The following is a 21,669-nucleotide window of genomic DNA, read 5'->3' on the forward strand; positions in this document are numbered from 1 at the left end:
CGCGACGGGCCGCATCAACCCTTGAAGTTATCGGCGTTGGACGCTTTACCACGCGCCTCGCTCGAGGAAACGATGTTGCGGCGAACCAGATCCGTCAAACACTGATCCAGCGTCTGCATACCGAACTGCGAACCGGTCTGAATGGACGAATACATCTGCGCAATCTTGTTTTCACGGATCAGGTTCCGAATTGCCGGAATGCCGATCATGATTTCATGCGCCGCCACCCGGCTATTGCCATCCTTGGTCTTGAGCAGCGTTTGCGAAATGACTGCGCGCAATGATTCAGACAACATCGACCGCACCATTTCTTTTTCCGCCGCCGGAAACACGTCAACGATACGGTCAACGGTCTTGGCCGCAGAACTCGTATGCAGCGTCCCGAATACCAAGTGACCGGTTTCGGCGGCCGTCAACGCAAGGCGAATCGTTTCCAGATCCCGCATTTCGCCGACGAGAATCACGTCCGGATCCTCCCGCAATGCCGAACGCAATGCATTGGAGAAACTCATCGTATGCGGCCCGACTTCCCGTTGATTGATCAGACATTTTTTCGATTGGTGAACGAATTCGATCGGATCTTCAACGGTCAGAATATGACCATATTCGTTTTCATTGACGTAATTGATAATGCCAGCCAGCGTGGTCGATTTACCCGAACCGGTCGGCCCGGTCACCAGAACCAGACCGCGCGGGTTTTGCGCAATTTCCTGGAATACCTTGGGCGCATTCAGTTCTTCCAGCGTCAGCACCTTGGACGGAATCGTCCGGAATACCGCGCCAGAACCACGTTGTTGCACGAATGCATTGACCCGAAACCGGGAAAGATTCGGAATCTCGAATGAAAAGTCACATTCGAGCGTGTCTTCATACACTTTGCGCTGACCGTCGTTCATGATGTCGTACACCATGTCATGAACGTCTTTGTGTTCCATCGGTGGCAAATTAATGCGGCGCACATCGCCGTGAACCCGGATCATGGGTGGAAGACCGGACGACAAGTGCAAGTCCGATGCTTTGTTCTTTACGGCGAACGCCAAGAGCTCAGAGATTTCCATTTATAATTCTGTCCTTTGGCAAAGTCCGATGTAAAAGGGGCTCGATTGAAAAGCCGTACACGAACCCATCTGGCCAATTTAAAGGTCTAAGCCATTATGGCAACGATTTTTGAAAGGTGGCAAGGCGTGCTCAGTCGCGTCCAGACAGCCGTCATCATGGCTCACAGACCAACTGACAGCGTAACACTATTGGCCGTAAGCAAAACCTTCCCCAGCGAAGCGATTGCCGAGCTCTATCACTGCGGCCAACGCGCTTTTGGGGAGAATTACGTCCAGGAGTTGACGGAGAAAAGCGCAGCGCTGTCACATCTGGCCGAACTGGAATGGCATTTCATCGGCCCGTTGCAAAGCAACAAGACCCGCGCCGTTGCTGAGCACGCAGCCTGGGCCCACTCCGTTGACCGCTTGAAAATCGCCGAACGACTCTCGGCGCAGCGCCCGAATCACCTGCCACCACTGCAAATCTGCCTGCAAGTGAACGTATCCGGCGAGGCGAGCAAATCAGGTGTGGCGCCAGAACAACTGGCCGAACTGGCGCAAACCGTCCGTGGTTTGCCGCGATTGCAATTACGCGGCTTGATGTGCATTCCGGAACCGACCGACAATGTCGAGCTGCTTGCCAGTCAGTTCAGGTTGCTGGCACAGCTGCAACATCAACTGGCAGACAATGGTCTGCTGCTGGATACACTCTCGATGGGCATGTCAGCCGATCTGGAAACCGCCATCGCCGAAGGGGCAACCATCGTCCGCGTTGGCACAGCCCTGTTTGGCGCAAGAACAACCTCAAATTCGCACGAAGGACCACGATGAAAATCAGCTTTATCGGCGGCGGCAACATGGCTGCGGCAATGATCGGCGGCATGGTCGCCCAAGGCTTTGCCGGCAGCGAAATCCACATTGTCGAACCGGATGCCGGCAAGCGTGCGCAATTACAACAGCAGTTTGGCGTGAGCACCGGTGCACCGGAAGACGCGCTACCGAAAAGCGACGCCGTGGTGTTTGCGGTCAAACCGCAGCAATTGCGCGCAGTCGCAGAGGCCCTTGCGCCGCAGATCGCCGATTCGCTGGTCGTCACGATAGCCGCCGGCGTACGTGCCGACACGCTGTCACGCTGGCTGAGCGGCGCACAGCGAATTGTCCGCGTGATGCCAAACACGCCAGCCTTGGTGCGGGCGGGCATTTCCGGCGCCTACGCAGCAACCGGCGTCACAGCCGATGACCGGGCACTGGCCGGGCGCATTCTGGATTCGATTGGTGAAACAGTCTGGGTCGACGATGAGAGCGATATCGACGGCGTAACGGCCATTTCAGGTTCCGGCCCGGCGTATGTGTTCTATTTCATCGAATCGCTGCAAGCCGCTGCCCGTGCGCAGGGCTTCAATCCGGAAGTCGCCAAGAAGCTCGCATACCAGACCTTTGCTGGCGCGGTGAAACTGGCCATGGCGAGCGAAGACGACGCTGCAACCTTGCGCGTCAAAGTCACCAGCAAGGGCGGCACGACCGAGCGCGCCATCAACGCGCTCGAAAACAGTCAGGTGCGTGCCACCATCATTGCAGCAGCAGCTGCTGCGGCTGCCCGTTCGAAAGAGCTGGGCGATGAACTAGGCCGCGAGCCACAAGGCTAAGGAGGCAACGCATGGTCGCCAATGCACTCGCGTTTTTGATCCAGAGCCTGGCCGGGTTTTTTGTCCTGGCGCTGCTCGCGCGTTTTTATCTGATTTCGCACAAGGTTTCGTTCAAGAATCAGCTCGGACAGTTCGTGCTGGCGCTGACCAACTGGATGGTTCTGCCGACACGACGCGTGCTGCCGTCGCTTCGGCAATACGATACGTCGAGCTTTGTGCTGGCGTGGCTATGGGCTTGCGGCATGCACGGGCTGCTGCTCAGCATCTCGCCTTGGCCCTATGTGCTGGGCGCACCGCTGTCGTTACTGGCGATCGGGCTGGCGGGCCTGCTTGAAGTGATCAAGATGTCGCTTTACTTGCTGTTTGGGGCGGTGATCGGCCAGGCATTGATGTCTTGGGTGGCCCCATACAACCCGATGATGCCGGTGTTCAATGCCCTGACCAATCCGTGGCTGCGCCCCTTGCGCAAAATCATCCCGCCTGTTGGCAGCATCGATATCACGCCGATGTTCCTCAGCTTGGTGATCATTGTTGCCAATATTTTTGTGACCGGTATTCAGCAGAACATTCTTGCGAGCATCCGGATCGCCGCCTGATGGCTGCGTGGTTCGAGGCACGCCCCGATGGCTGGCTGCTGCGCCTGCATATCCAGCCTGGGGCGAAAAAGACCGAGATTGCCGGTTTGCACGGCGAGGCGTTGAAAATCCGCCTTGCCGCGCCACCAGTGGATGGTAAAGCCAACGAATGCCTGATCGAGTTTCTGGCTAAACGATTTGCGGTGCCGAAACGGCAGGTGACACTTGTTTCTGGCGCTGCCTCGCGCACCAAGGCTGTGCTGATTACTGGCAGCAGCACCGCACCGGATTCATTGCTTGCGCTCTGAAAGATCAGTGTTCAGTCGAAACGATTGATCCGTCCTGCCGCATCCCCACCCCGATCCACCCGACGAAACTCGCCTTCCAGCGTATTGTCGGTGGGAACTTGCATGCCAGCACGGCGTCCCCATGGCAGTAACATGATCAGCGCGACCACGTCGCCGATCACGCCAGGCAGCACCAGCAGTAGCGCTGCGATATAGTAACGGGCTACCCAGAACAGACTGCCGACAGAGAGCCGGCCAGAACGCGCATCGTTCAGCAGGCTCATCCCGACAGCCCATTTGTGGTGACGCAACATCAGCACGCCGGCCACTGCCGTCACTGCCAGCCAAGCCAGCACCCAACCGGTTCCGATGGCCTTGGCGAGCAGGACCAGGGCGATGATCTCAACGGCCGGCCAAGCCAGCAGCGCAAGTAATAGGTAAGGCATGAAAACTCCAATTCATTCGCAAGACGATTCGCAAACATCGTGTTTAACTGGGGTCGTCGTTGCAATTTGCAATTGCCCGGATGCCGATACGGCATCCCGACTCGCGCGCGGACTTGTTGAGGCACGGCTTGCCGCTTGCGTGAACCAACTGCCACCCGTGCAATCAACCTATCGCTGGCAGGGGCAAATCGAATCGGCTGACGAACATCCGCTGCTGATCAAGACAACACTGGCAAGCTATCCAAAAGTACAAAACTGGCTCGCCGACCAACATCCCTATGACCTACCGGAAATCATTGCAGTTCCGGTCACTGCCGGGCTGCCGGCATATCTCGACTGGGTAACCAAGGAGGTTGCCACATGATCAGGCTATTACTTACTTTCTGCCTCGCGCTCGTCGCTTTCGGCGCACAGGCTGGCGAGCCGGATTTGCTCTCGCCGGATAAAGCATTCCACGCCGAGCTATCCCGCATCGATGCCAATACGCTCAACATCCAGTTCCGCGTGGCCAAGGGCTACTACCTCTATCGCGAGCGAATCAGCTTCACCGTGGAGCCAGCCGGGCAGCTGACCCCGTCTTTCCCCAAGGGCACGATCAAGGACGACCCAAGCTTCGGGAAGGTTGAAGTCTACAAACACGATACCGCTGTCACCGTGCAGAGCGCCGCACCATTGCCAGAAGACTTCAAACTGAATGTGCGCTACCAGGGCTGCGCTGAAGTAGGGGTCTGCTATCCGCCGAAAACGGTAGTGCTAAGCCTCGAGAACCCTGGCACAGGCACTGGCAATAGCGCGCTGCAGAAGTTGTTTGGCACCGCAGCGCCGCCCGCCCCTGCCCCGGTCGCCCCCGCCGAGACCGGTTACTTCTCTGGCTCCCCCCTTGTGGTGCTCGGCGCTTTTTTTCTGGCCGGGCTCGGCCTCGCATTTACAGCCTGCATGTATCCCTTGCTGCCGATTGTTTCCGGCATCGTGATTGGATCGGGACATGCGGGCCGTGGCCGAGCCCTGTTATTGACGCTGACCTATAGCCAAGGCTTGGCGCTGACCTATACCTTGGTCGGTGTCGCTGCCGCGCTGACTGGCACGCTGCTCTCCGTCTGGCTGCAGCAGCCGTGGGTGATCGTGGTGTTTGCGCTGTTCTTTGTCGCCATGGCGTTGTCGATGTTCGATCTGTTCGAATTGCAATTGCCCAACGCCCTGCAAAGCAGTTTCAACAACTGGGCGAACCGGTTGCCCGGTGGGCATTTCACGTCGGTCTTCGCGATGGGCGCACTCTCTGCAGCCATTGTCGGCCCGTGCATCGCACCGCCATTGGCGGCTGCGCTGGCCTATATCGGCCAACAAGGCGATCCGTGGTTGGGTGGTGGCGCCTTGTATGCCATGGCATTCGGCCTTGGCGTGCCGCTGATCGCAATCGGTGCAGCGGGCAGTACGATCCTGCCGCATCTGTCGGGCAAGACGATGCGGGCCATCAAAGGCGTGTTTGGCATCGTGCTGCTGGGAATGGCGGTCTGGGTTGTCAAGCCGCTTTGGCAACCGTGGCTCTCCGGTAACAACCATGCCGTGTCGTTCGAAACCGTTACCTCGAGCGCCGCGCTGGATCGCCGGCTGGCTGCCGCAGGCAAACCGGTGTTGCTCGATTTTTACGCGGACTGGTGCGTGAGCTGTGTCGAGTTCGAACGGGAAACGCTGACCGATAGCCGAGTACAAGCGGCGCTGAAAGACTTCGTGCTGTTGCGTGCGGATGTCACGAAAAACACCGCTGACGATGCCGCACTCTTACGACGATTCGGTTTGTATGGGCCGCCAGCCATTCTGCTTTTCGACACGAATGGCAAACCACGTGCCAATCGGGTGATCGGATTTCAGGATGCAGATACCTTCCTTGCGACCCTCAACACCATTCCTAAAACAGGACACTAATATGCGTTCGCTGCTGATTGCCGTTGTTTTCGGCATCGCTACCCTGCCCGCCCTCGCTGCGACCAGCCCCGCTACCAGCTTTTTTGATGCCCATCTCAAGGGGCTCGATGGCAAGTCGCAGGCGTTATCGCAATTTCGCGACAAACCAATCGTCGTCAATTACTGGGCGACTTGGTGTGGGCCATGCCGGGAAGAAATTCCTGAATTCGTCCAGCTCTCCAAGAAATACGCTGGCAAGGTGCAATTCATCGGCATTGCAGTGGATGACGTTCAAGCCGTGACGCAATTCGCACGTGACTACAAGATCAGCTACCCGCTATTCCCAGACGAAACCGCTTCGCTGGCCTTATTGCAAAGCGAAGGCAATCCGGACGGCAAATTGCCATTCACGGTGGTGTATGACGGCCAGGGCAAGAAAGTCACCACCAAACTGGGCCGGATGAAAGGCGATGCGCTCGAAGCCGTGATCAAGAACCTGAAATAGCCCGACTCGCGCACTTCGTTCCGACATTGCGTCGCCATGCCGGACGAGGCGTAATTCCTCATCCGATCAGCGCTGGAGAATCACACGGAGAGGAACCGGAAAGAAAAGTAGAAAACAATCGAATACTGTTTTGACTGGCAATGCGCCGTTAATGCGCGTGCGCGTAGCCAAGGGGAAACGAACTAACCTAGCGGGAAAAAGCGCAGAACACGTCGCGCAGCATCGCAATCACCTCAAGCGTGCGAACGTCACCCACGCGGTAGTAAACGCGATTTGCATCCTTGCGCGTACGCAGCACCCCCTTTTCGCGCATCAGCGCCAAGTGCTGCGAGATATTGGATTGCGTCGTGCCAACTTGGTCCACGATATCCTGGACACTGACTTCCTGGTCACCGAGTACGCAAAGAATTTTGAGTCGCAATGGGTGCGACATGGCTTTCATGGCCCGCGATGCCTGTTGAATATGGTCATCGCTCATCAAATCAGGGTGGTTCACCGTCTTCCTCTGAATAATCTTTAGTGGCATCCGCTGTCCCAGGTTCTAAGTATAGCGACCGGGTACGAAAGCTCTTTCTTATTTTCTTATCTTGGCGGCTGATGCCGCTCTGTGTATCGAACAGTGCAGGGAATTGCCATGGGCAACCCTTTTCAATCGGTTAGAATACTACCCATCTTTGGAACCCCTCCGCAACGGCTTACAAACCGGCCTGCATCCCATTCGAGAGTGAACCCGATATGTCCACCAGCCCCCAAGTCAAACCCGTCCTGTTGCTGATCCTTGATGGCTACGGCTATCGGGAGGAAGTAAAAGACAATGCGATTGCCGCTGCGAAGAAGCCCAACCTCGATCGCATCCAGGCGCAATACCCGTGGACATTGATCAACGCCTCTGAACATTTCGTCGGTTTGCCGGACGGCCAGTTCGGCAATTCCGAAGTCGGCCACCTCAATATCGGTGCCGGCCGTGTATTGCAGCAGGACATCAGTCGCATCGATTGCGACGTCGCCGATGGCAAGCTGGGCCAGAACCCGGTCTTTGCCGCTGCGATCGAAAAAGCCAAAACCACCAACAAGACGCTGCATGTGCTGGGCCTTGTTTCCGACGGTGGCGTCCATGCGCACGAAGCGCATATCCACGCACTGATCCAGGACGCCGCCAAGGCTGGTGTACAAAACATCCACGTCCACGCTTTCCTCGATGGTCGTGACACCCCGCCGCGCAGCGCCGAAAAATATCTGCAGAAACTCGAAACCGTCTGTGCTGAAGCCAAGACCGCCCGCATCGTCGGCATCGTCGGCCGCTACTGGGTGATGGATCGCGACAAGCGTTGGGAGCGCGTGCATCCGGCCTACAACCTGATCGTCGAAGGCGAAGGCCTGCATCACGCCGATACCGCGCTGGCCGGCTTGGCCGCCGCCTATGCCCGCGATGAGAACGATGAGTTCGTCGGCGCAACCAGCATTGGTGCACCGGCAAAGATGGAAAACGGCGATGTCGTCATCTTCATGAACTTCCGCGCCGACCGCGCCCGCGAAATTGCCACCGCCCTCACCGATCCGGCTTTCGATGGCTTCGCCCGCCCGCGCCAGATCCAGTTCGGCACCTTCTGCACGGCAACCATGTATGCCGAAAGCTACCCCTTCCCGGTCGCGTACCAGAAGGAAAAGGTCAAGAACGGCTTTGGCGAATACATCAGCTCGCTGGGCCTGAACCAGTTGCGCATCGCCGAGACCGAGAAATACCCGCACGTCACCTACTTCCTCTCGGGCGGTGAAGAAAAGGAATTCCCCGGTGAAGACCGCATCCTCGTCCCCAGTCCCAAGGTCGCCACTTATGACCTGAAGCCGGAAATGAGCGCGTTCGAAGTCACCGACAAGATCGTCGCCGCCATCGAATCGGGCAAGTACGCCGCCATCATCTGCAACTACGCCAACGGCGACATGGTCGGCCACACGGGCATCCTCGAAGCCGCAGTCAAAGCCGTCGAAACGCTCGACACCTGCGTCGGCCGTTGCGTGGAAGCGATGCAAAAAATCGGCGGCGAAGTACTGATCACCGCCGATCACGGCAACTGCGAGCAGATGTACGACCCGGTCGCGCACCAGCCGCACACGCAACACACCACCGACGTCGTGCCGTTCATCTACGTCGGCCGCCCCGCCAAGCTGCCTGCACGCGGCGTGGGTTCGTTGAAAGACATCGCCCCGACCTTGCTCAAGATGATGGGTTTGCCGCAACCGGCCGAAATGACCGGTCACGCCTTGGTTGATTTCGAGTAAGTGCGGGCGGCTCTCTTCATTCTGCTGTTCAGTGCTGCCGGGGCATTTGCTGCCCCGGCAGCGACTGGCAATGCCCGCGCCGAGTCGGTGGAAAAGCAGGAAGAGTTGAAGAATCTACATGGCCAGATCGAGGGTCTGAAGAAGAAACTCGCTGCCAACGAATCAAACCGCAAGGAAGCCGCGGACGCGCTGAAGGACTCCGAAACCGCGATTTCGGATGCCAACCGGGTACTGAACGACCTCACCCAAAAGCGCCAGCTCTCCGAAGCCGAACTCGCCAAGCTGGAAGGCGATATCGCGCAGACGCGCATTCACATCCGCGCCAGTCAGAACCGGCTGATGCAGCTGCTGAAAACCCGCTATCAGGCGGGCGAACTCGAAGCGTGGAAGCTGCTGCTCAACCAGCAAGACCCGAATGATGTCAGCCGCACGCTCACCTACTACCGCTATCTGGTCGCCGCGCAACAGAAACTCGCGCAACGCTTGCAGGGCCAACTGAACGAGTTAAGCCGGCTCGCCGACGCCATTCGCGAGCGCAGCGATGAACTGAAAGCACTCGCCCGCGCCAAGGCCGAGCAACGGGCAAAACTGGAAGGTGAACAACAAGCGCATGCCACGCTGGTCAGCCAGCTATCCCGCCAGATCGAAGGCCAGCGCAACCAGATCCAGAAACTGGCGGCGGATGAGAAACGCCTCGGCCAGCTGATCGACAAGCTCAACGCCATCATTCGCGAGCAACAGCGGCAGCAAGAACTCACCCGTGCCCGTGAAGCAGCCAAACAAAAGCAACTCGCCGCCAAACAAGCGCGCGACGCTCAACTCGCAGCCGCCAAGGCGAAGGCGGCCGGCAAGAAGCCACCACCAGCACTTGCAGTCACGCCAGTCCCCAAGATCAACGACGACGTACCCGATGCCAGCCAGGCCGGTCAGGCATTTGCTGCCCTCAAGGGCCGGCTCAAGCTACCGGCACGTGGCGAAATCGTTGGCCGCTTTGGCGCCCAACGCGCCGAGGGCAGCAGCTGGAAAGGCGTGATGATCAAGAGCACCGCTGGCCAGCCGGTGCGTGCCATCGCCAACGGCCGCATCGTCTTTGCCGACTGGCTGCGCGGTTTCGGCAACCTGATCATCGTCGATCACGGCGGCGGTTACCTGAGCCTGTGCGCGGGGACCGAGAGCCTGCTCAAGCGCGTTGGCGATACCGTCAAAGCAGGCGACACGATTGCGACCACAGGCAACAGCGGTGGTATGGCTGATTCAGGTGTATATTTTGAACTTAGACAAAACGGCCGCCCGCTCGACCCACTCGCCTGGGCCGGCTGATCCTCCCCCAACCTGCTCCCCCTCCAGCCCATACACGATGAAGCACAAACTGCAGAAATTCGGTCTTCTCAGCGCCGGCGCCGCCTTGGGCGTCGTCATCTCGCTTTCCTTCACCGCCGTGGCTGAAAAAGACACGGGTGGTAATCCGCTGCCGGTGGATGAGCTGCGCGCCTTCACCACGGTATTCGGGCTCATCAAGCAGAACTACGTCGAACCGGTCGAAGACAAGAAACTGATCACCGAAGCCATCAAGGGCATGGTGTCCGGCCTCGACCCGCACAGCTCCTACCTCGATGCCGATTCCTTCAAGGATTTGCAGGAAAGCACGCAAGGTGAGTTCGGCGGCCTGGGACTCGAAGTGAACATGGAAGACGGCCTCGTCCGTATCGTGTCCCCGATCGAAGATACGCCCGCCTACAAGGCCGGCATCAAGGCGGGCGACTTCATCATGAAGATCGATGACACGCCGGTGCAGGGCATTGCCCTCAACGAAGCAGTGTCGAAGATGCGCGGCAAGCCGGGCACCACCGTCACGCTCACCATCCTGCGCAAGGGTGAAGGCAAGCCGCTGGTGTTCCCGCTCAAGCGTGCGGTCATCAAGACCCAGAGCGTGAAATCCAAGCTGGCTGAACCGGGCTACGGCTACATCCGCGTCACCCAGTTCCAGGAACACACCACCGAGAACGTCGCGCAAGCGATCGAGAAGCTCTACAAGGACAACAAGGCACCGCTGAAAGGCATCGTGCTCGATTTGCGTAACGATCCGGGCGGCCTGTTGAACGGTGCTGTCGGCGTTGCCGCTGCCTTCCTGCCCAAGGACTCGCTGGTCGTCTACACCGAAGGCCGCACCGCCGATGCCAAGATCAAGCTCAGCGCCACCAAGGAAAACTACCTGCGCCCGGGCTCCAAGGGTGACTACTTCGCCAGTACGCCGAAGGAAGTAAAGACCGTGCCGCTGGTCGTGCTGGTCAACGGGGGTTCGGCCTCTGCATCCGAAATCGTCGCCGGTGCGCTGCAGGATCAAAAACGGGCGCTGATCGTCGGTACGCAAACCTTCGGCAAGGGCTCTGTGCAAACCATCCTGCCGATCGACGAAAAATCCGCGCTCAAGCTGACCACCGCGCGCTACTTCACGCCGGGCGGCCGCTCGATCCAGGCCAAGGGCATCACGCCGGATATCGAAGTGCAGGAAGCGACCGTGAACGGCGTCGAAGCCAACAGCTTCATGCTGCGCGAGGCTGATCTCGAACATCACCTCAACAATCCGACCGACAAGAATGCCGGCAAGGACAAAGCCAGCAAGCCGGAAGTGAAGGTCGAGAAGCCCGTCGTGAAGCCGCCGGTCAAGACCAATGCCAGCGATCCGGATGCCGAGAATGCGCCACGCGAACTGGTATCCAAGAGCGATTACCAGCTCCAGCAGGCATTCAGCGTACTGAAGGTGCAACAGCTGTTGCTGCAAAAGCAGGCAGCGCCGGCACCGACCAAGGAAACGGCGACCAAGTAAGCGCTGCGTTCCAAGCTAAAAACGAAGCCCCGCCCATGCGGGGTTTCGTTTTTTCCGGTGCAGCCAGAGCGCCTTATAATCGACCGATCCATCCCCCGTCTGCTGCTACCGATGACCACCGCCCCCCGCGAATTGAACGACGCCGAACTACTGCGCTATAGCCGCCATATCCTGCTCGACGAAATCGGCATCGAAGGCCAGCAGAAACTCGCTGCCAGCACCGCGCTGATCATTGGCGCAGGCGGGCTTGGCGCACCGGCCACGCTGTACTTGGCCGCAGCGGGTGTCGGGCGCCTCGTCATCGTCGATCACGACACGGTCGAGCTTTCCAACCTGCAGCGCCAGATCGTCCACGATGCCAGCCGGCTTGGCGTGCCCAAGGCTGAATCAGCCCGAGACACACTGGCGGCCATCAATCCGCTGATTGAAGTCATTCCGGTCGTTGCCCGCGCCGATGACGCACTCCTGGCACAGTGGGTGCCGCAAGCGGATGTCGTCCTCGACTGCAGCGACAACTTCCCCACCCGCCACGCCGTCAACCGCGCCTGCGTGACCGCGCGCGCGCCGCTGGTTTCCGGCGCAGCCGTACGCTTTGACGGCCAGCTCACCACCTTTGACAGCCGTGATAACGCGACCCCTTGCTACCACTGCCTGTTCCCCGACGAAGGCGATGCCAGCGACGGCCCTTGCGCCACCTTCGGCGTCTTCGCCCCGCTCACCGGCATCATCGGCTGCGCCCAGGCGGCCGAGGCGCTCAAGGTGCTGATCGGGCTTGGCGAAACGCTGGTTGGACGATTGCAGTTGCTGGATGGGAAAACGTTGCGCTGGAAGGAATTGCGCTACAAAAAAGACCCGCGCTGCCCGGTGTGCGGCGAACAACACGGCGCCTGAGCGAACATGCCCCGCCACATCAATCCGGATGATTACCTGCTCACGCCAACTGGCCGCATCTGGTCAGCCGAACGCGGCAAAGCAGCTTGGGAAAGCGCCTACGCCGCGCTGGAAGCCGAATTGCAAAGCATTGGCAGCCCGGCAACCCTTTACGTTGTCTGCGGCATTCAAGGTGCGGGGAAATCGACGTGGATACGCGAAGAAGGCTCGTTGCTCCCCGCTCCGGCGGTGTTCTTCGATGCGGCCTTACCAGCCAAAATCCATCGGGAACGGGCGATTTCGATTGCCAGGCGCTTTGGCATTCCGGTGACCATCATCTGGCTGAATACACCATTGGACACCGCGTTGGCACGCAACCAGTCCCGACCGGCCGATGAGCAAGTGCCGGAGGAAACGATTCGTCTGGTTCACGCGAAACTGGAACCGCCCGCGCTGGACGAAGGCGTGGCCCGCGTCATTGAAGTCCATGCGCACTGGAATGCGCCGGTTGGTATTTAGCCGCCAAAATCGGCGCGCAAACGCCTACCCACACTCTCCAACCACTCGCGCTGCTTCCGTAGTGCAGCCAACGCCTCATCCCGCGTAACCTCGCGAAACCGTACGCTTTCACCGGGCCGGAATTGCCCGGCGCGCCATAAATCCGCTTGGATGACGACCAGCGGTTTCGGGTAGCCGCCAGTAGTCTGCGCATCCGCCAGCAGCAGGATCGGCTCGCCAGCGGGCGGCAACTGGATCACGCCAAGTTGCACGGCATGCGATGCCAACTCGGGCAAGTCGTGGACAAGAGATGGACCTTCCAGCCGCGCGCCCATCCGGTTGCTGGCAGTAGCCATCCGCCATGTCCGCGTCAATAGCGCCTGCTGAATCTCGCGATCGAAACGCGCCCATTCCGGGCCGGGGAGTACGCGCAGCACACCGCCACGTTCGGGTGCGCGGATGGCGGCATCGCCGGTTGGCGCATCCCCTTCGCCAATCATCAGTGCATCGCCTTTGCGTAGCGCACGTCCTTTAAAACCACCGATACCGGTCGTCAGTGAGGTCGAGCGGCTGCCGAGCGTTTCGGGTGCCGCGATGCCGCCGGTCACGCATAAGTACAGCCGCGCCTCATATTCGGCGAAATTGATGCGCAGCACATCGCCGGCAATGGCCCGATAACGCCGCCAACCGTCGATCCGGCGTTCGCCAAGCGAAGCCGCAGCATAAGCGCCGGTCAATGCGAACGTCGTCTCCCGTTCGAAGCGGACAACCAAACCGCCAAGCGTGATTTCCAGCGCGGCAGCACCTTCCTCATTCCCCACTAGCAGATTGCCCAGTCGCAGCGAGATCGCGTCGCACGCGCCGCCCGGCGTAACGCCGATGCCGGCAAACCCCGGGCGGCCGAGGTCTTGCACCGTGGTCAGCGGGCCGGGCTTGAGGATGGAAAGCGAAGCGCGTTGCGTCATGTCGGCCATTTGGGGGCTATTTGGATTGGGGCACGAATCGCACGGTGTCGCCCGGGGCCAGCAACACGGGCGGACTTTCGCCGGGCAGGAAGAGTTGTATCTCGGTGCGGCCGATCAGCTGCCAGCCGCCGGGCGATGCCAAGGGGTAGATACCGGTCTGCGAGCCGCCGATGCCGACGGAGCCGACCGGCACTTTCTGGCGTGGCGTAGCCCGGCGCGGGCAGGCCAGCGTTTCATCCAGCCCGCCCAGATAAGCGAAGCCCGGCAAGAAGCCGAGGCAGAATACGGTGTATTCGGGCGCGCTGTGACGGGCGATGACTTCGGGTATATCCAGGCCGGTATGCGTAGCCACGTCTGCCAAATCTTCACCGTCGTAGGTCACTGGCAGCTCGACCTGCTTGCGCTTCTCCGCCTCTGCGCCCTCGCTCTTGAGCCACGCGGTTTCGAGCATTTTTTCGACCCGGCCAACCGGCGTAGCAAGCGGGTCGAAGCGGCCAGTGAGATTCCCCATGCCGAGTACCCACTCCAGATCACCATGTCGCTTCTGCAGCCAATGCCATGCAGCCCACAACCGGCGTTGTGCCGGCAAGCTCGGATCGATGCTCAGGGCCAACGCGGCCTCGCCAAGTGGCTGGATACTGGGATGCGGATCAGTGGTCTCGGTCATGCCTTTGCTCGCTCCTCGTGCTGGGCCAACGCCCACGCCACATGTTCGCGCACTAATTCGTCATCACTGTGACGGCGGGATTCCAGCGCGGCCAGTACCGCTGGTGTCGATGGGGCGTTGCCCAAGCCGACAGCGAGATTGCGCAGCCAGCGACTGTAACCGATACGGTAGATGGCGCTACCCGCCATGCGGCTCCGGAAATCGGCTTCGGTCCATGCGAACAGCTCGGCCAGCGTCACGTCATCCAGCCCGTGGCGAACGTGGAAATCGTCTTCGCCGGTATCGACGGCAAAACGGTTCCATGGGCAGCAGAGCTGGCAATCATCACAGCCATACACGCGGTTGCCGATCATGGCGCGGAATTCCATCGGGATCGCGCCATGCAATTCGATGGTCAGGTAGGAAATACAGCGCCGCGCATCGACCTTATACGGCGCAACGATGGCCTGCGTCGGGCAGATTTCCAGGCATTTGGTGCAGCGCCCGCAGTGTTCGTTCTCTTCCGGCGGATCGAGCGGCAGATCAAGATCAGTAAACAGCTCGCCCAGAAAGAAGTACGAACCGTAGTCCCGATTGATCAGCAGCGTATGTTTGCCGCGCCAGCCCAGCCCGGCTTGCTTGGCCAGTTCGACCTCCAGCACCGGCGCGGAATCGACAAACACCCGATGCCCGAACGGCCCGATGAGCGCCGCAACCCTGTCGGCCAATGTTTGCAGGCGATTGCGCAGCACCTTGTGATAATCGCGACCGAGCGCGTAGCGCGAAATGTGCGCCTTTTCGCCATCGGCCAGCAGCGCCTCGCTGTTCGCCACGCCGGGCGGCCGGTAGGGCATGAACACGCTGACGATGGATCGCGTGCCCGGCACCAGTTCGGCCGGCCGGGCGCGTTTGAGGCCGTGCCTTGCCATATAATCCATCTCGCCGTGAAAACCGGCGTCCAGCCAGCTTTGCAGGCCGGCTTCAGCATGGCTGAGATCGGTGCCGGTGATGGCGGCCTTGGAAAAACCCAACTCCTGCGCCCACGCCTTGATGCGTGCCGCGACCTCGGCCCGATTCAGCGTGGCCGAATCCAGTTCTTTTGGATCGATTTTTGGATCAAATTCCTGATGCATAAGCCGAATGATAAGCCTTTGAGCGTCTTCCTCGCCGATGAAGCGGCCACTATCGCCTTTGGCGGTGAATTGGCGCTTGCAATCCGGCCGGGGATGACGATTTTCCTCGAAGGCGACCTGGGCGCGGGCAAAACCACGCTGACCCGCGGCCTGCTGCGCGGGCTGGGCTTCAGCGGCCGGGTGAAAAGTCCGACCTACACGCTGGTTGAACCTTATGCAGTTTCGAACTTATACTTGTATCACTTTGATTTATATCGTTTTAGCGATCCATCCGAATGGGAAGATGCCGGCTTTCGGGATTACTTCAATCCCGAATCCATCTGCCTGATCGAATGGGCGGATAAAGCCGAGGGGCTGTTGCCACGATCGGACTGGTTGATCCGGCTGGCGCCCGAGGCGGAAGGCCGCCGCATTACGCTGATTGCACAAACGGAACACGGAGCAGCATGTCTCGCCAGCCTGACCCCTCGCGCCTAGCGCCAAACATCGATGTGGATCGCCGCACGCTACTGGGCGCGGCGGCAGCCACCTTGATGCTGTCGGTCGTGCCGCGTGCGCTAGCCGGCGAAGGCAGCCCCACCGTGGTCGCCGTGCGCGTCTGGCCGGCCGCGGCCTATACCCGCGTCACCATCGAATCCTCCGCGCCGCTGAGCTTCAACCAGTTTGCCCTGAAAAATCCGGAACGCTTGGTCGTCGATCTGAATGGCGTCGATCTCAATACCGAGCTGCAAAGCCTGGCGACGAAAGTCGGCGACGACGACCCGTACATCAAGCTGCTGCGCGCCGGTCGCAACAAACCGGGCGTGGTGCGCCTGGTGCTCGATCTGAAAACCGAAATCAAAGCGCAGGTGTTCACGCTGGCCCCGGTCGCCGAGTACAAGCATCGCTTGGTGATCGACCTCTATCCCGCTGTACAGAACGACCCGCTGCTCGCCTTTCTCGACGACCCGCAAAGCCCGCCAGCGCCGATCAAGCAAGAACCACGCGTAGCCGAAGCCAAACCGGCCGAGCCAGAACAACCGCAAGAACTGCAGATTGACCGCGACAAGCTCAAGGTCGACCGGCTGATCACCGTGGTGCTCGACCCCGGCCACGGTGGCGAAGACCCTGGTGCGGTCGGCCCCGGCGGCAATTATGAGAAAACGGTGGTGCTGGCCGTCGCCAAGAAGCTGAAGGCGCTGCTGGAAAACGAGCCGAACATGCGGGTAGTGCTCACCCGTGATGCCGATTTCTTCGTGCCACTCGGCGTGCGGGTGAAAAAAGCGCGTGCGGTACAGGGCGATCTGTTCGTGTCGATCCATGCCGATGCCTTTATCCGCCCGGATGCCAGCGGCTCATCGGTGTTCACGCTGTCGGAAAACGGCGCGACCAGCACCGCAGCCAAATGGCTGGCGAAAACCCAGAACGATGCGGATTTGATCGGTGGTGTGAAGATCGATACCAAGGACGTCCACCTCGCCCGCGTGCTGATGGATCTGACTCAAACCGCCACGCTGAACGACAGCCTGAAGCTCGGCAAATCGATGCTGGGTGAGTTGGGCGGCATCAATCGCTTGCACAAAGGGAGTGTCGAACAGGCGTCGTTCGCGGTGCTCAAGGCACCGGATATCCCGTCGGTACTGGTGGAAACGGCCTTTATCTCGAACCCGGACGAAGAACGCCGACTGATCGACGAGGCGTACCAAAACAAGCTGGCGAGCGCGTTGCATCAAGGCATCAAGCGCTATTTCGCCAAGAACCCGCCGCTGGCACGTACCAAGCTCGCCGCCAAGTAAAAACGGCCCTTTCGGGCCGTTTTTACTTGCGTCATTGGATATTCGATCAAGCCGGCGCATCCGCCTTGGTCTTGTGCAGCGAATACAGCACGCCCGCCGCCAGCAAGCCAAACGTAACCGTCAGCGACAACAACGACGGCACTTTGATGCCCACATACACCAAGCCAATCTTCGCACCGATAAACACCAGCACCACCGCCAGCGCGTATTTCAGGTAATGGAAGCGATGCACCATCGCCGCCAGCGCAAAGTACAGCGCACGCAAGCCAAGAATGGCGAAGATGTTCGAGGTGTAGACAATGAACGGATCTTGCGTGATGGCAAAGATAGCCGGAATGCTATCCACCGCGAACACCAGATCGGCACCTTCGACCATCAGCAAAGCCAGGAACAAGGGCGTCACCCAACGACCAGGCTTGAGCCCTTCATCCTCACCGCGCACAAAGAAGTTCTGCCCGTGCAGATCGTCAGTCAGGCGCAAATGACGCTTGAAGAACGCAAACATTGCGTTGCCTTCCAGATCAGGCGCTTCATCCTTCGCCAGCAACATCTTCACGCCGGTAAAGATCAGGAACGCACCGAAGACCAGCAAGATCCAGGCAAATTGATGCACCAGCACCGCGCCAAGACCAATCATTAGGGCCCGCATCACGATCGCCCCCAGAATCCCCCAGAACAGCACCCGATGCTGGTATTGGCGCGGAATCGCCAGACTGGTGAAGATCAGCGAAATGATGAACACGTTATCCATCGACAACGATTTTTCCACCAGGAAGCCGGTGTAGTAATCGAGCCCGGCTTGCGGGCCCTTGATCCACCAGACATAGGCACCGAACAACAAGCCCGCGCCGATGTAGAAGGCCGAGAGCTTCAGGCTCTCCTTGATACCGATCTCGCGGGTATCACGATGCAACACGCCCAGATCGAATACCAGCAAGACCACCACCACAGCGGCGAAAATGCCCCAAGTCCACAATTCAGTCACATCGCACTCCGATTGAAACACCGCGCCGTCATGACGCGGCAGCTGGCTAGTGAGCCCAAAAGATCGGTGGAGTTCCCGCAGCAGGATCGATAGCGATGTTGCCACAAGCCGTTCAGCTTGCCAGATTCAGCTATTCTGAGTGGGCTTTCGCCCCCTTTTGCTCGCCCCTTTCTCGTCGCCATGTTCATCGATAGCCACTGCCATCTCGACGCCCCCGAATTCGACACTGATCGCGATGACGTTGTCGCGCGAGCCCGTTCGGCCGGCATCACGCAGATGGTCGTGCCCGCGATCACGGTCGCGACGTTCGAGAAAACACGCGCCATGCGTGAACGTTATGGCACAGCGCTGGCATTCGGTCTGCATCCGATTTATATCGCCGAGCATCGCGATGAACATATCGGCGTACTGAGCGACTGGTTGGCGCGGGAACAGCCCGTCGCTGTCGGCGAAATCGGCCTCGATTTCTTCGTGCCGGAACTGGATGCCGACCGGCAGATCACGCTATTTGAAGCCCAACTGAAACTGGCTCGCGATTTCGACCTGCCGGTGATCGTGCACATCCGCCGCAGCCAGGATCAGGTGCTGAAATACCTGCGCAAATGGCAGGTGAAAGGCGGCATCGCCCATGCCTTCAACGGCAGCCGGCAACAGGCGGACGAATTCATCAAATTGGGATTCAAGCTGGGATTCGGTGGCGCGATGACTTACTCCGGCTCGCAACGCATCCGCAAGCTGGCAACAGAATTGCCGCTGGAAGCGATCGTACTGGAAACCGATGCGCCAGACATTGCGCCAAGCTGGCTGGATCAGCCCGGCCAGCCACGCGGGCGGAACGAGCCGTTTGAACTGGCGCGAATTGCGCAGGTTTTGGCCGAGTTGCGTGGCTGCGACTTACCAACAATCGCCACGCAAACGACAGCCAATGCTTTAAGCGTGCTACCCGGCCTTCCTTCCACGGCTCAAGCCAACACGCCGCGCAGCTGATCCAGCGTCTGCGCCGCTGCCCGCCGCGCCTTCTCCATGCCTTCTTCCAATACCGCCTGCAAAGCCATCTGATCCGCCAGAAGCTCGTTGCGCCGTTCACGCAATGGCGCGAGAACGCGTTCAGTGCAATCGGCAAGGTGCAGCTTGATTACGCGCTCTGACAAGCCGCCACGGCGGAACTTCGATTTGAGATCGTCGAGGAAAGGCAGGTCGCGCTCGAACACGTCGAGCAGCTGGAACAGCGGGTTGCCTTCCACTGTGCGCTCCGGCAGGCCAAGCATGCTGCTGGCAGGCAAAGCGTCAATCACTGCCGCTAGCGTGGCTGGGTCAGTGGAAAACGGCACATCCAGTGCGACTCGCGGCGGGGCGAACGGTGCGGATTCGCTGAACAGCGGGCGAGCCTCGGACAGCACCGCCTGCCCCGCTCTGGCGTTGACTTCGCGCACGACCGCGTTTGCGGCAGCCACATCGGTCGCAGTAGCGGCATGTGATGAGATCAGTGCCGGGCGCAACGCCGCCAGCGCCACGGTCGTCGCCATGGCTGGGGTCGGCGCTTTCGACAAGCCAGCCAGCGTATCGCGCAAGGCCGCGAATTCAGCCACGCGGGACGGCTCGAACAGCACGACGCGCGACGGATCGATGCCGAATGCCAGGTGATCCGCCACCGCATCCAGCGTGGCACGATCGTTGCCAGCCGAATCGAGCATCAGGTATTGGGTGTGGCGGGCCTGGAAAAACAGTCGCTGACGCAGGCCACTGACAAGCTGCCCCAAGGAGAGCGGGCCGCTGACGCGTTCGGCGCACAGGAGATTGGCGTTGAAAACTGCGGGGCTGTTAACTGCCGGGTGAATTGCGACTTGCATGATCGTGGTCCTTTTTATTGGGCCACCGATCCGGGAGAGTTGGGCAAATCGCCCAAACAACAATGCCGCCAGATCGGCGGCATTGTCGGGTTTGATACGTCCCTGTGCCGCCCCTAGGTATAGGAGCGGTACCAAAACGCCTGTTGGCGCAGCAGGGAGGGGACGTTTGCGGAGTTCATGGTTATGGACTTTGCGCTTGTACGCTGGTGTCATGCCATTCGGGATTACCCGTAGCTACTCACTATCTCTTGCTGGTAGGTTTTCTCCCCTCGCCCACTAATAGCTGAGCAAGGCCAAAGCCTTGCACGCGAGGGAGAGGGGAGAAAACCAGGCTCTTAGCGTTCCGCCACGGCCACAGCAGTCCCGAGCGAGGCTCCTTGCGCAGCGCAAGCAGCCACTTGTGGCAGCCAAGCAGCCACGTCCAGCCCGCGCTCGGCCAGCCAGGCATCGTTGTAGTAGGAATGCGTGTAACGCTCGCCGCTATCGCACAGCAAGGTGACGATACTGCCCGTCTCCCCCGCCGCTTTCATCCGCAATGCCAGCATCAACACGCCAACGAAATTGCTGCCTGTCGAGCCACCGACCTTGCGCCCCAGCTTGTCCGCCAGCCAGCGCATGGCCGCGATCGACAAGGCATCCGGCACCTTGAACATCGTATCGATCACGCTCGGCAGGAAGGAGGCTTCAACCCGTGGCCGGCCGATGCCTTCGATGCGTGAACCACAATCCAGCGTCGTCGCGACACCCCGCGCATAGAAGTCGAAGAACACCGAGTTCTCCGGATCAACGCAGGCAATCCGCGTGTCGTGGCGACGATAGCGCACGTAGCGACCCAAGGTGGCGCTGGTGCCGCCCGTGCCGGCAGAGGTGACGATCCAACTCGGCTCGGGGTGCGCTTCCAGCACCATCTGGTTAAAGATTGATTCCGCGATATTGTTATTGGCCCGCCAATCGGTCGCCCGCTCGGCATAGGTGAACTGATCCATGAAGTGGCCGTTCGTCTCACGCGCCAGGCGTTCGGATTCGCTATAGATCGTGGTCGGATCGGCCACCAAGTGGCAACGGCCGCCCTGGAATTCGATGGCAGCGATTTTCTCCGGGCTGGTGGTCGCCGGCATCACCGCAATGAACGGCAAACCCAGCAAACGTGCGAAATACGCTTCCGAAATCGCCGTTGAGCCGCTGGACGCTTCGATCACGGTGCTCTTGGCATGCAGCCAGCCGTTGGCCAGCGAGTAGAGAAACAGCGAGCGCGCCAAGCGATGTTTCAGGCTGCCGGTCGGATGGCTCGATTCATCCTTTAGATAGATATCGATACCGGGGAAGCCAGGCAGTGCAAGCGGGATCAGATGCGTATCGGCCGAGCGGTTGAAGTCGGCTTCGATGGTGCGGACGGCGTGCTGCGTCCAGGCGCGGGCAGTGGTCATGGGGGGCTTCCGTGC

Annotated in this window: 24 protein-coding genes; 15 read left to right on the plus strand and 9 right to left on the minus strand. The window is 59.9% G+C overall.

Annotated features, from left to right (window positions below):
• Positions 1–14: 14 nt before the first annotated feature.
• The gene (locus tag BR41_RS18350; RefSeq protein WP_035059935.1) at positions 15–1,058 is read right to left on the minus strand and encodes a type IV pilus twitching motility protein PilT; all 1,044 of its coding nucleotides are present in this window, start codon (positions 1,056–1,058) and stop codon (positions 15–17) included.
• Positions 1,059–1,154: 96 nt separating this feature from the next.
• Here BR41_RS18350 and BR41_RS18355 point away from each other — a divergent pair, with 96 nt between their 5' ends.
• Genes BR41_RS18355 through BR41_RS18370 form a run of 4 tightly spaced genes read left to right on the plus strand, consistent with a single transcriptional unit; the run spans position 1,155 to position 3,566 of the window.
• Positions 1,155–1,868, plus strand: coding sequence for a YggS family pyridoxal phosphate-dependent enzyme (locus tag BR41_RS18355; protein WP_051711328.1), 714 nt, complete (start codon positions 1,155–1,157; stop codon positions 1,866–1,868).
• The gene (gene proC / locus BR41_RS18360; RefSeq protein ID WP_035059937.1) at positions 1,865–2,683 is read left to right on the plus strand and encodes a pyrroline-5-carboxylate reductase; all 819 of its coding nucleotides are present in this window, start codon (positions 1,865–1,867) and stop codon (positions 2,681–2,683) included. Before BR41_RS18355 ends, proC begins: the two co-directional genes overlap by 4 nt.
• A gap of 11 nt (positions 2,684–2,694) precedes the next feature.
• Positions 2,695–3,279 carry a YggT family protein gene (locus BR41_RS18365; protein WP_035059938.1) on the plus strand — a complete coding sequence of 195 codons (585 nt, stop codon included), beginning with the start codon at positions 2,695–2,697 and terminating at the stop codon, positions 3,277–3,279.
• Entirely contained in the window at positions 3,279–3,566 is a 288-nt protein-coding gene (locus BR41_RS18370; protein WP_035059939.1) for a DUF167 domain-containing protein, read from the plus strand. The genes BR41_RS18365 and BR41_RS18370 overlap by 1 nt, the downstream gene beginning before the upstream one ends.
• Before the next feature lie 11 nt (positions 3,567–3,577).
• Here BR41_RS18370 and BR41_RS18375 read toward each other — a convergent pair whose 3' ends face one another.
• Positions 3,578–3,991 carry an FxsA family protein gene (locus BR41_RS18375; protein ID WP_051711330.1) on the minus strand — a complete coding sequence of 138 codons (414 nt, stop codon included), beginning with the start codon at positions 3,989–3,991 and terminating at the stop codon, positions 3,578–3,580.
• Here BR41_RS18375 and cutA point away from each other — a divergent pair.
• Genes cutA through BR41_RS18390 form a run of 3 tightly spaced genes read left to right on the plus strand, consistent with a single transcriptional unit; the run spans position 3,990 to position 6,398 of the window.
• Positions 3,990–4,355, plus strand: coding sequence for a divalent-cation tolerance protein CutA (cutA, locus tag BR41_RS18380; protein WP_051711332.1), 366 nt, complete (start codon positions 3,990–3,992; stop codon positions 4,353–4,355). The genes BR41_RS18375 and cutA overlap by 2 nt on opposite strands.
• The gene (gene dsbD, locus BR41_RS18385; RefSeq protein WP_051711334.1) at positions 4,352–5,914 is read left to right on the plus strand and encodes a protein-disulfide reductase DsbD; all 1,563 of its coding nucleotides are present in this window, start codon (positions 4,352–4,354) and stop codon (positions 5,912–5,914) included. The genes cutA and dsbD overlap by 4 nt, the downstream gene beginning before the upstream one ends.
• A 1-nt stretch (position 5,915) precedes the next feature.
• Positions 5,916–6,398, plus strand: coding sequence for a TlpA family protein disulfide reductase (locus BR41_RS18390; protein WP_051711336.1), 483 nt, complete (start codon positions 5,916–5,918; stop codon positions 6,396–6,398).
• Positions 6,399–6,585: 187 nt separating this feature from the next.
• Here the strand turns inward: BR41_RS18390 and BR41_RS18395 are convergent, their stop codons facing one another.
• Positions 6,586–6,894: an ArsR/SmtB family transcription factor gene (locus tag BR41_RS18395; protein WP_245615980.1), complete on the minus strand. Its 309-nt coding sequence runs from the start codon at positions 6,892–6,894 to the stop codon at positions 6,586–6,588.
• Between the two features lie 239 nt (positions 6,895–7,133).
• Between BR41_RS18395 and gpmI the strand changes: the two genes are divergently transcribed.
• The 5 genes from gpmI (at position 7,134) to BR41_RS18420 (ending at position 12,894) form a co-directional block, all read left to right on the plus strand.
• A complete protein-coding gene (gene gpmI, locus BR41_RS18400; protein ID WP_035059944.1) occupies positions 7,134–8,678 on the plus strand; it encodes a 2,3-bisphosphoglycerate-independent phosphoglycerate mutase in 1,545 nt (514 codons plus the stop codon).
• Positions 8,679–9,998, plus strand: a complete 1,320-nt coding sequence (locus BR41_RS18405; RefSeq protein ID WP_051711339.1) for a murein hydrolase activator EnvC family protein — start codon at positions 8,679–8,681, stop codon at positions 9,996–9,998.
• Positions 9,999–10,035: 37 nt separating this feature from the next.
• Positions 10,036–11,505: a S41 family peptidase gene (locus BR41_RS18410; protein WP_051711340.1), complete on the plus strand. Its 1,470-nt coding sequence runs from the start codon at positions 10,036–10,038 to the stop codon at positions 11,503–11,505.
• 111 nt (positions 11,506–11,616) lie between these two features.
• Entirely contained in the window at positions 11,617–12,396 is a 780-nt protein-coding gene (locus BR41_RS18415; RefSeq protein ID WP_211251805.1) for a HesA/MoeB/ThiF family protein, read from the plus strand.
• A gap of 6 nt (positions 12,397–12,402) precedes the next feature.
• The gene (locus BR41_RS18420; RefSeq protein WP_035059946.1) at positions 12,403–12,894 is read left to right on the plus strand and encodes an AAA family ATPase; all 492 of its coding nucleotides are present in this window, start codon (positions 12,403–12,405) and stop codon (positions 12,892–12,894) included.
• Here the strand turns inward: BR41_RS18420 and BR41_RS18425 are convergent.
• From BR41_RS18425 to queG, 3 genes are read right to left on the minus strand one after another with little or no spacing between them, the layout of a single operon-like run.
• Positions 12,891–13,847, minus strand: coding sequence for a 5-oxoprolinase subunit C family protein (locus BR41_RS18425; RefSeq protein WP_035059948.1), 957 nt, complete (start codon positions 13,845–13,847; stop codon positions 12,891–12,893). The genes BR41_RS18420 and BR41_RS18425 overlap by 4 nt on opposite strands.
• A 7-nt stretch (positions 13,848–13,854) precedes the next feature.
• On the minus strand, positions 13,855–14,505 hold the full coding sequence (pxpB, locus tag BR41_RS18430) for a 5-oxoprolinase subunit PxpB (protein ID WP_035059950.1): 651 nt from the start codon (positions 14,503–14,505) through the stop codon (positions 13,855–13,857).
• A complete protein-coding gene (gene queG, locus BR41_RS18435; RefSeq protein WP_245615982.1) occupies positions 14,502–15,515 on the minus strand; it encodes a tRNA epoxyqueuosine(34) reductase QueG in 1,014 nt (337 codons plus the stop codon). Before queG ends, pxpB begins: the two co-directional genes overlap by 4 nt.
• On the opposite strand from queG, the gene tsaE reads away from it, so the two are divergent.
• Together tsaE and BR41_RS18445 are read left to right on the plus strand one after the other, a co-directional pair.
• Positions 15,471–16,094, plus strand: a complete 624-nt coding sequence (tsaE, locus tag BR41_RS18440) for a tRNA (adenosine(37)-N6)-threonylcarbamoyltransferase complex ATPase subunit type 1 TsaE (RefSeq protein WP_308417278.1) — start codon at positions 15,471–15,473, stop codon at positions 16,092–16,094. The genes queG and tsaE overlap by 45 nt on opposite strands.
• Entirely contained in the window at positions 16,064–17,392 is a 1,329-nt protein-coding gene (locus BR41_RS18445; RefSeq protein WP_035059954.1) for an N-acetylmuramoyl-L-alanine amidase, read from the plus strand. The genes tsaE and BR41_RS18445 overlap by 31 nt, the downstream gene beginning before the upstream one ends.
• A 46-nt stretch (positions 17,393–17,438) precedes the next feature.
• Here BR41_RS18445 and BR41_RS18450 read toward each other — a convergent pair whose 3' ends face one another.
• Positions 17,439–18,377 (minus strand): TerC family protein, encoded by a 939-nt coding sequence (locus tag BR41_RS18450; RefSeq protein ID WP_245615984.1) that lies wholly within the window; start codon positions 18,375–18,377, stop codon positions 17,439–17,441.
• Positions 18,378–18,557: 180 nt separating this feature from the next.
• Between BR41_RS18450 and BR41_RS18455 the strand changes: the two genes are divergently transcribed.
• Positions 18,558–19,364: a TatD family hydrolase gene (locus tag BR41_RS18455; RefSeq protein ID WP_035059956.1), complete on the plus strand. Its 807-nt coding sequence runs from the start codon at positions 18,558–18,560 to the stop codon at positions 19,362–19,364.
• Here the strand turns inward: BR41_RS18455 and BR41_RS18460 are convergent.
• On the minus strand, positions 19,340–20,227 hold the full coding sequence (locus BR41_RS18460; RefSeq protein WP_035059958.1) for a hypothetical protein: 888 nt from the start codon (positions 20,225–20,227) through the stop codon (positions 19,340–19,342). The two genes, BR41_RS18455 and BR41_RS18460, sit on opposite strands and share 25 nt — an antisense overlap.
• A 335-nt stretch (positions 20,228–20,562) precedes the next feature.
• A complete protein-coding gene (locus BR41_RS18465) occupies positions 20,563–21,654 on the minus strand; it encodes a PLP-dependent cysteine synthase family protein (RefSeq protein WP_035059960.1) in 1,092 nt (363 codons plus the stop codon).
• Between the last annotated feature and the right edge of the window lie 15 nt (positions 21,655–21,669).

Source organism: Andreprevotia chitinilytica DSM 18519 (assembly GCF_000711875.1).
GTDB lineage: Bacteria > Pseudomonadota > Gammaproteobacteria > Burkholderiales > Chitinibacteraceae > Andreprevotia > Andreprevotia chitinilytica.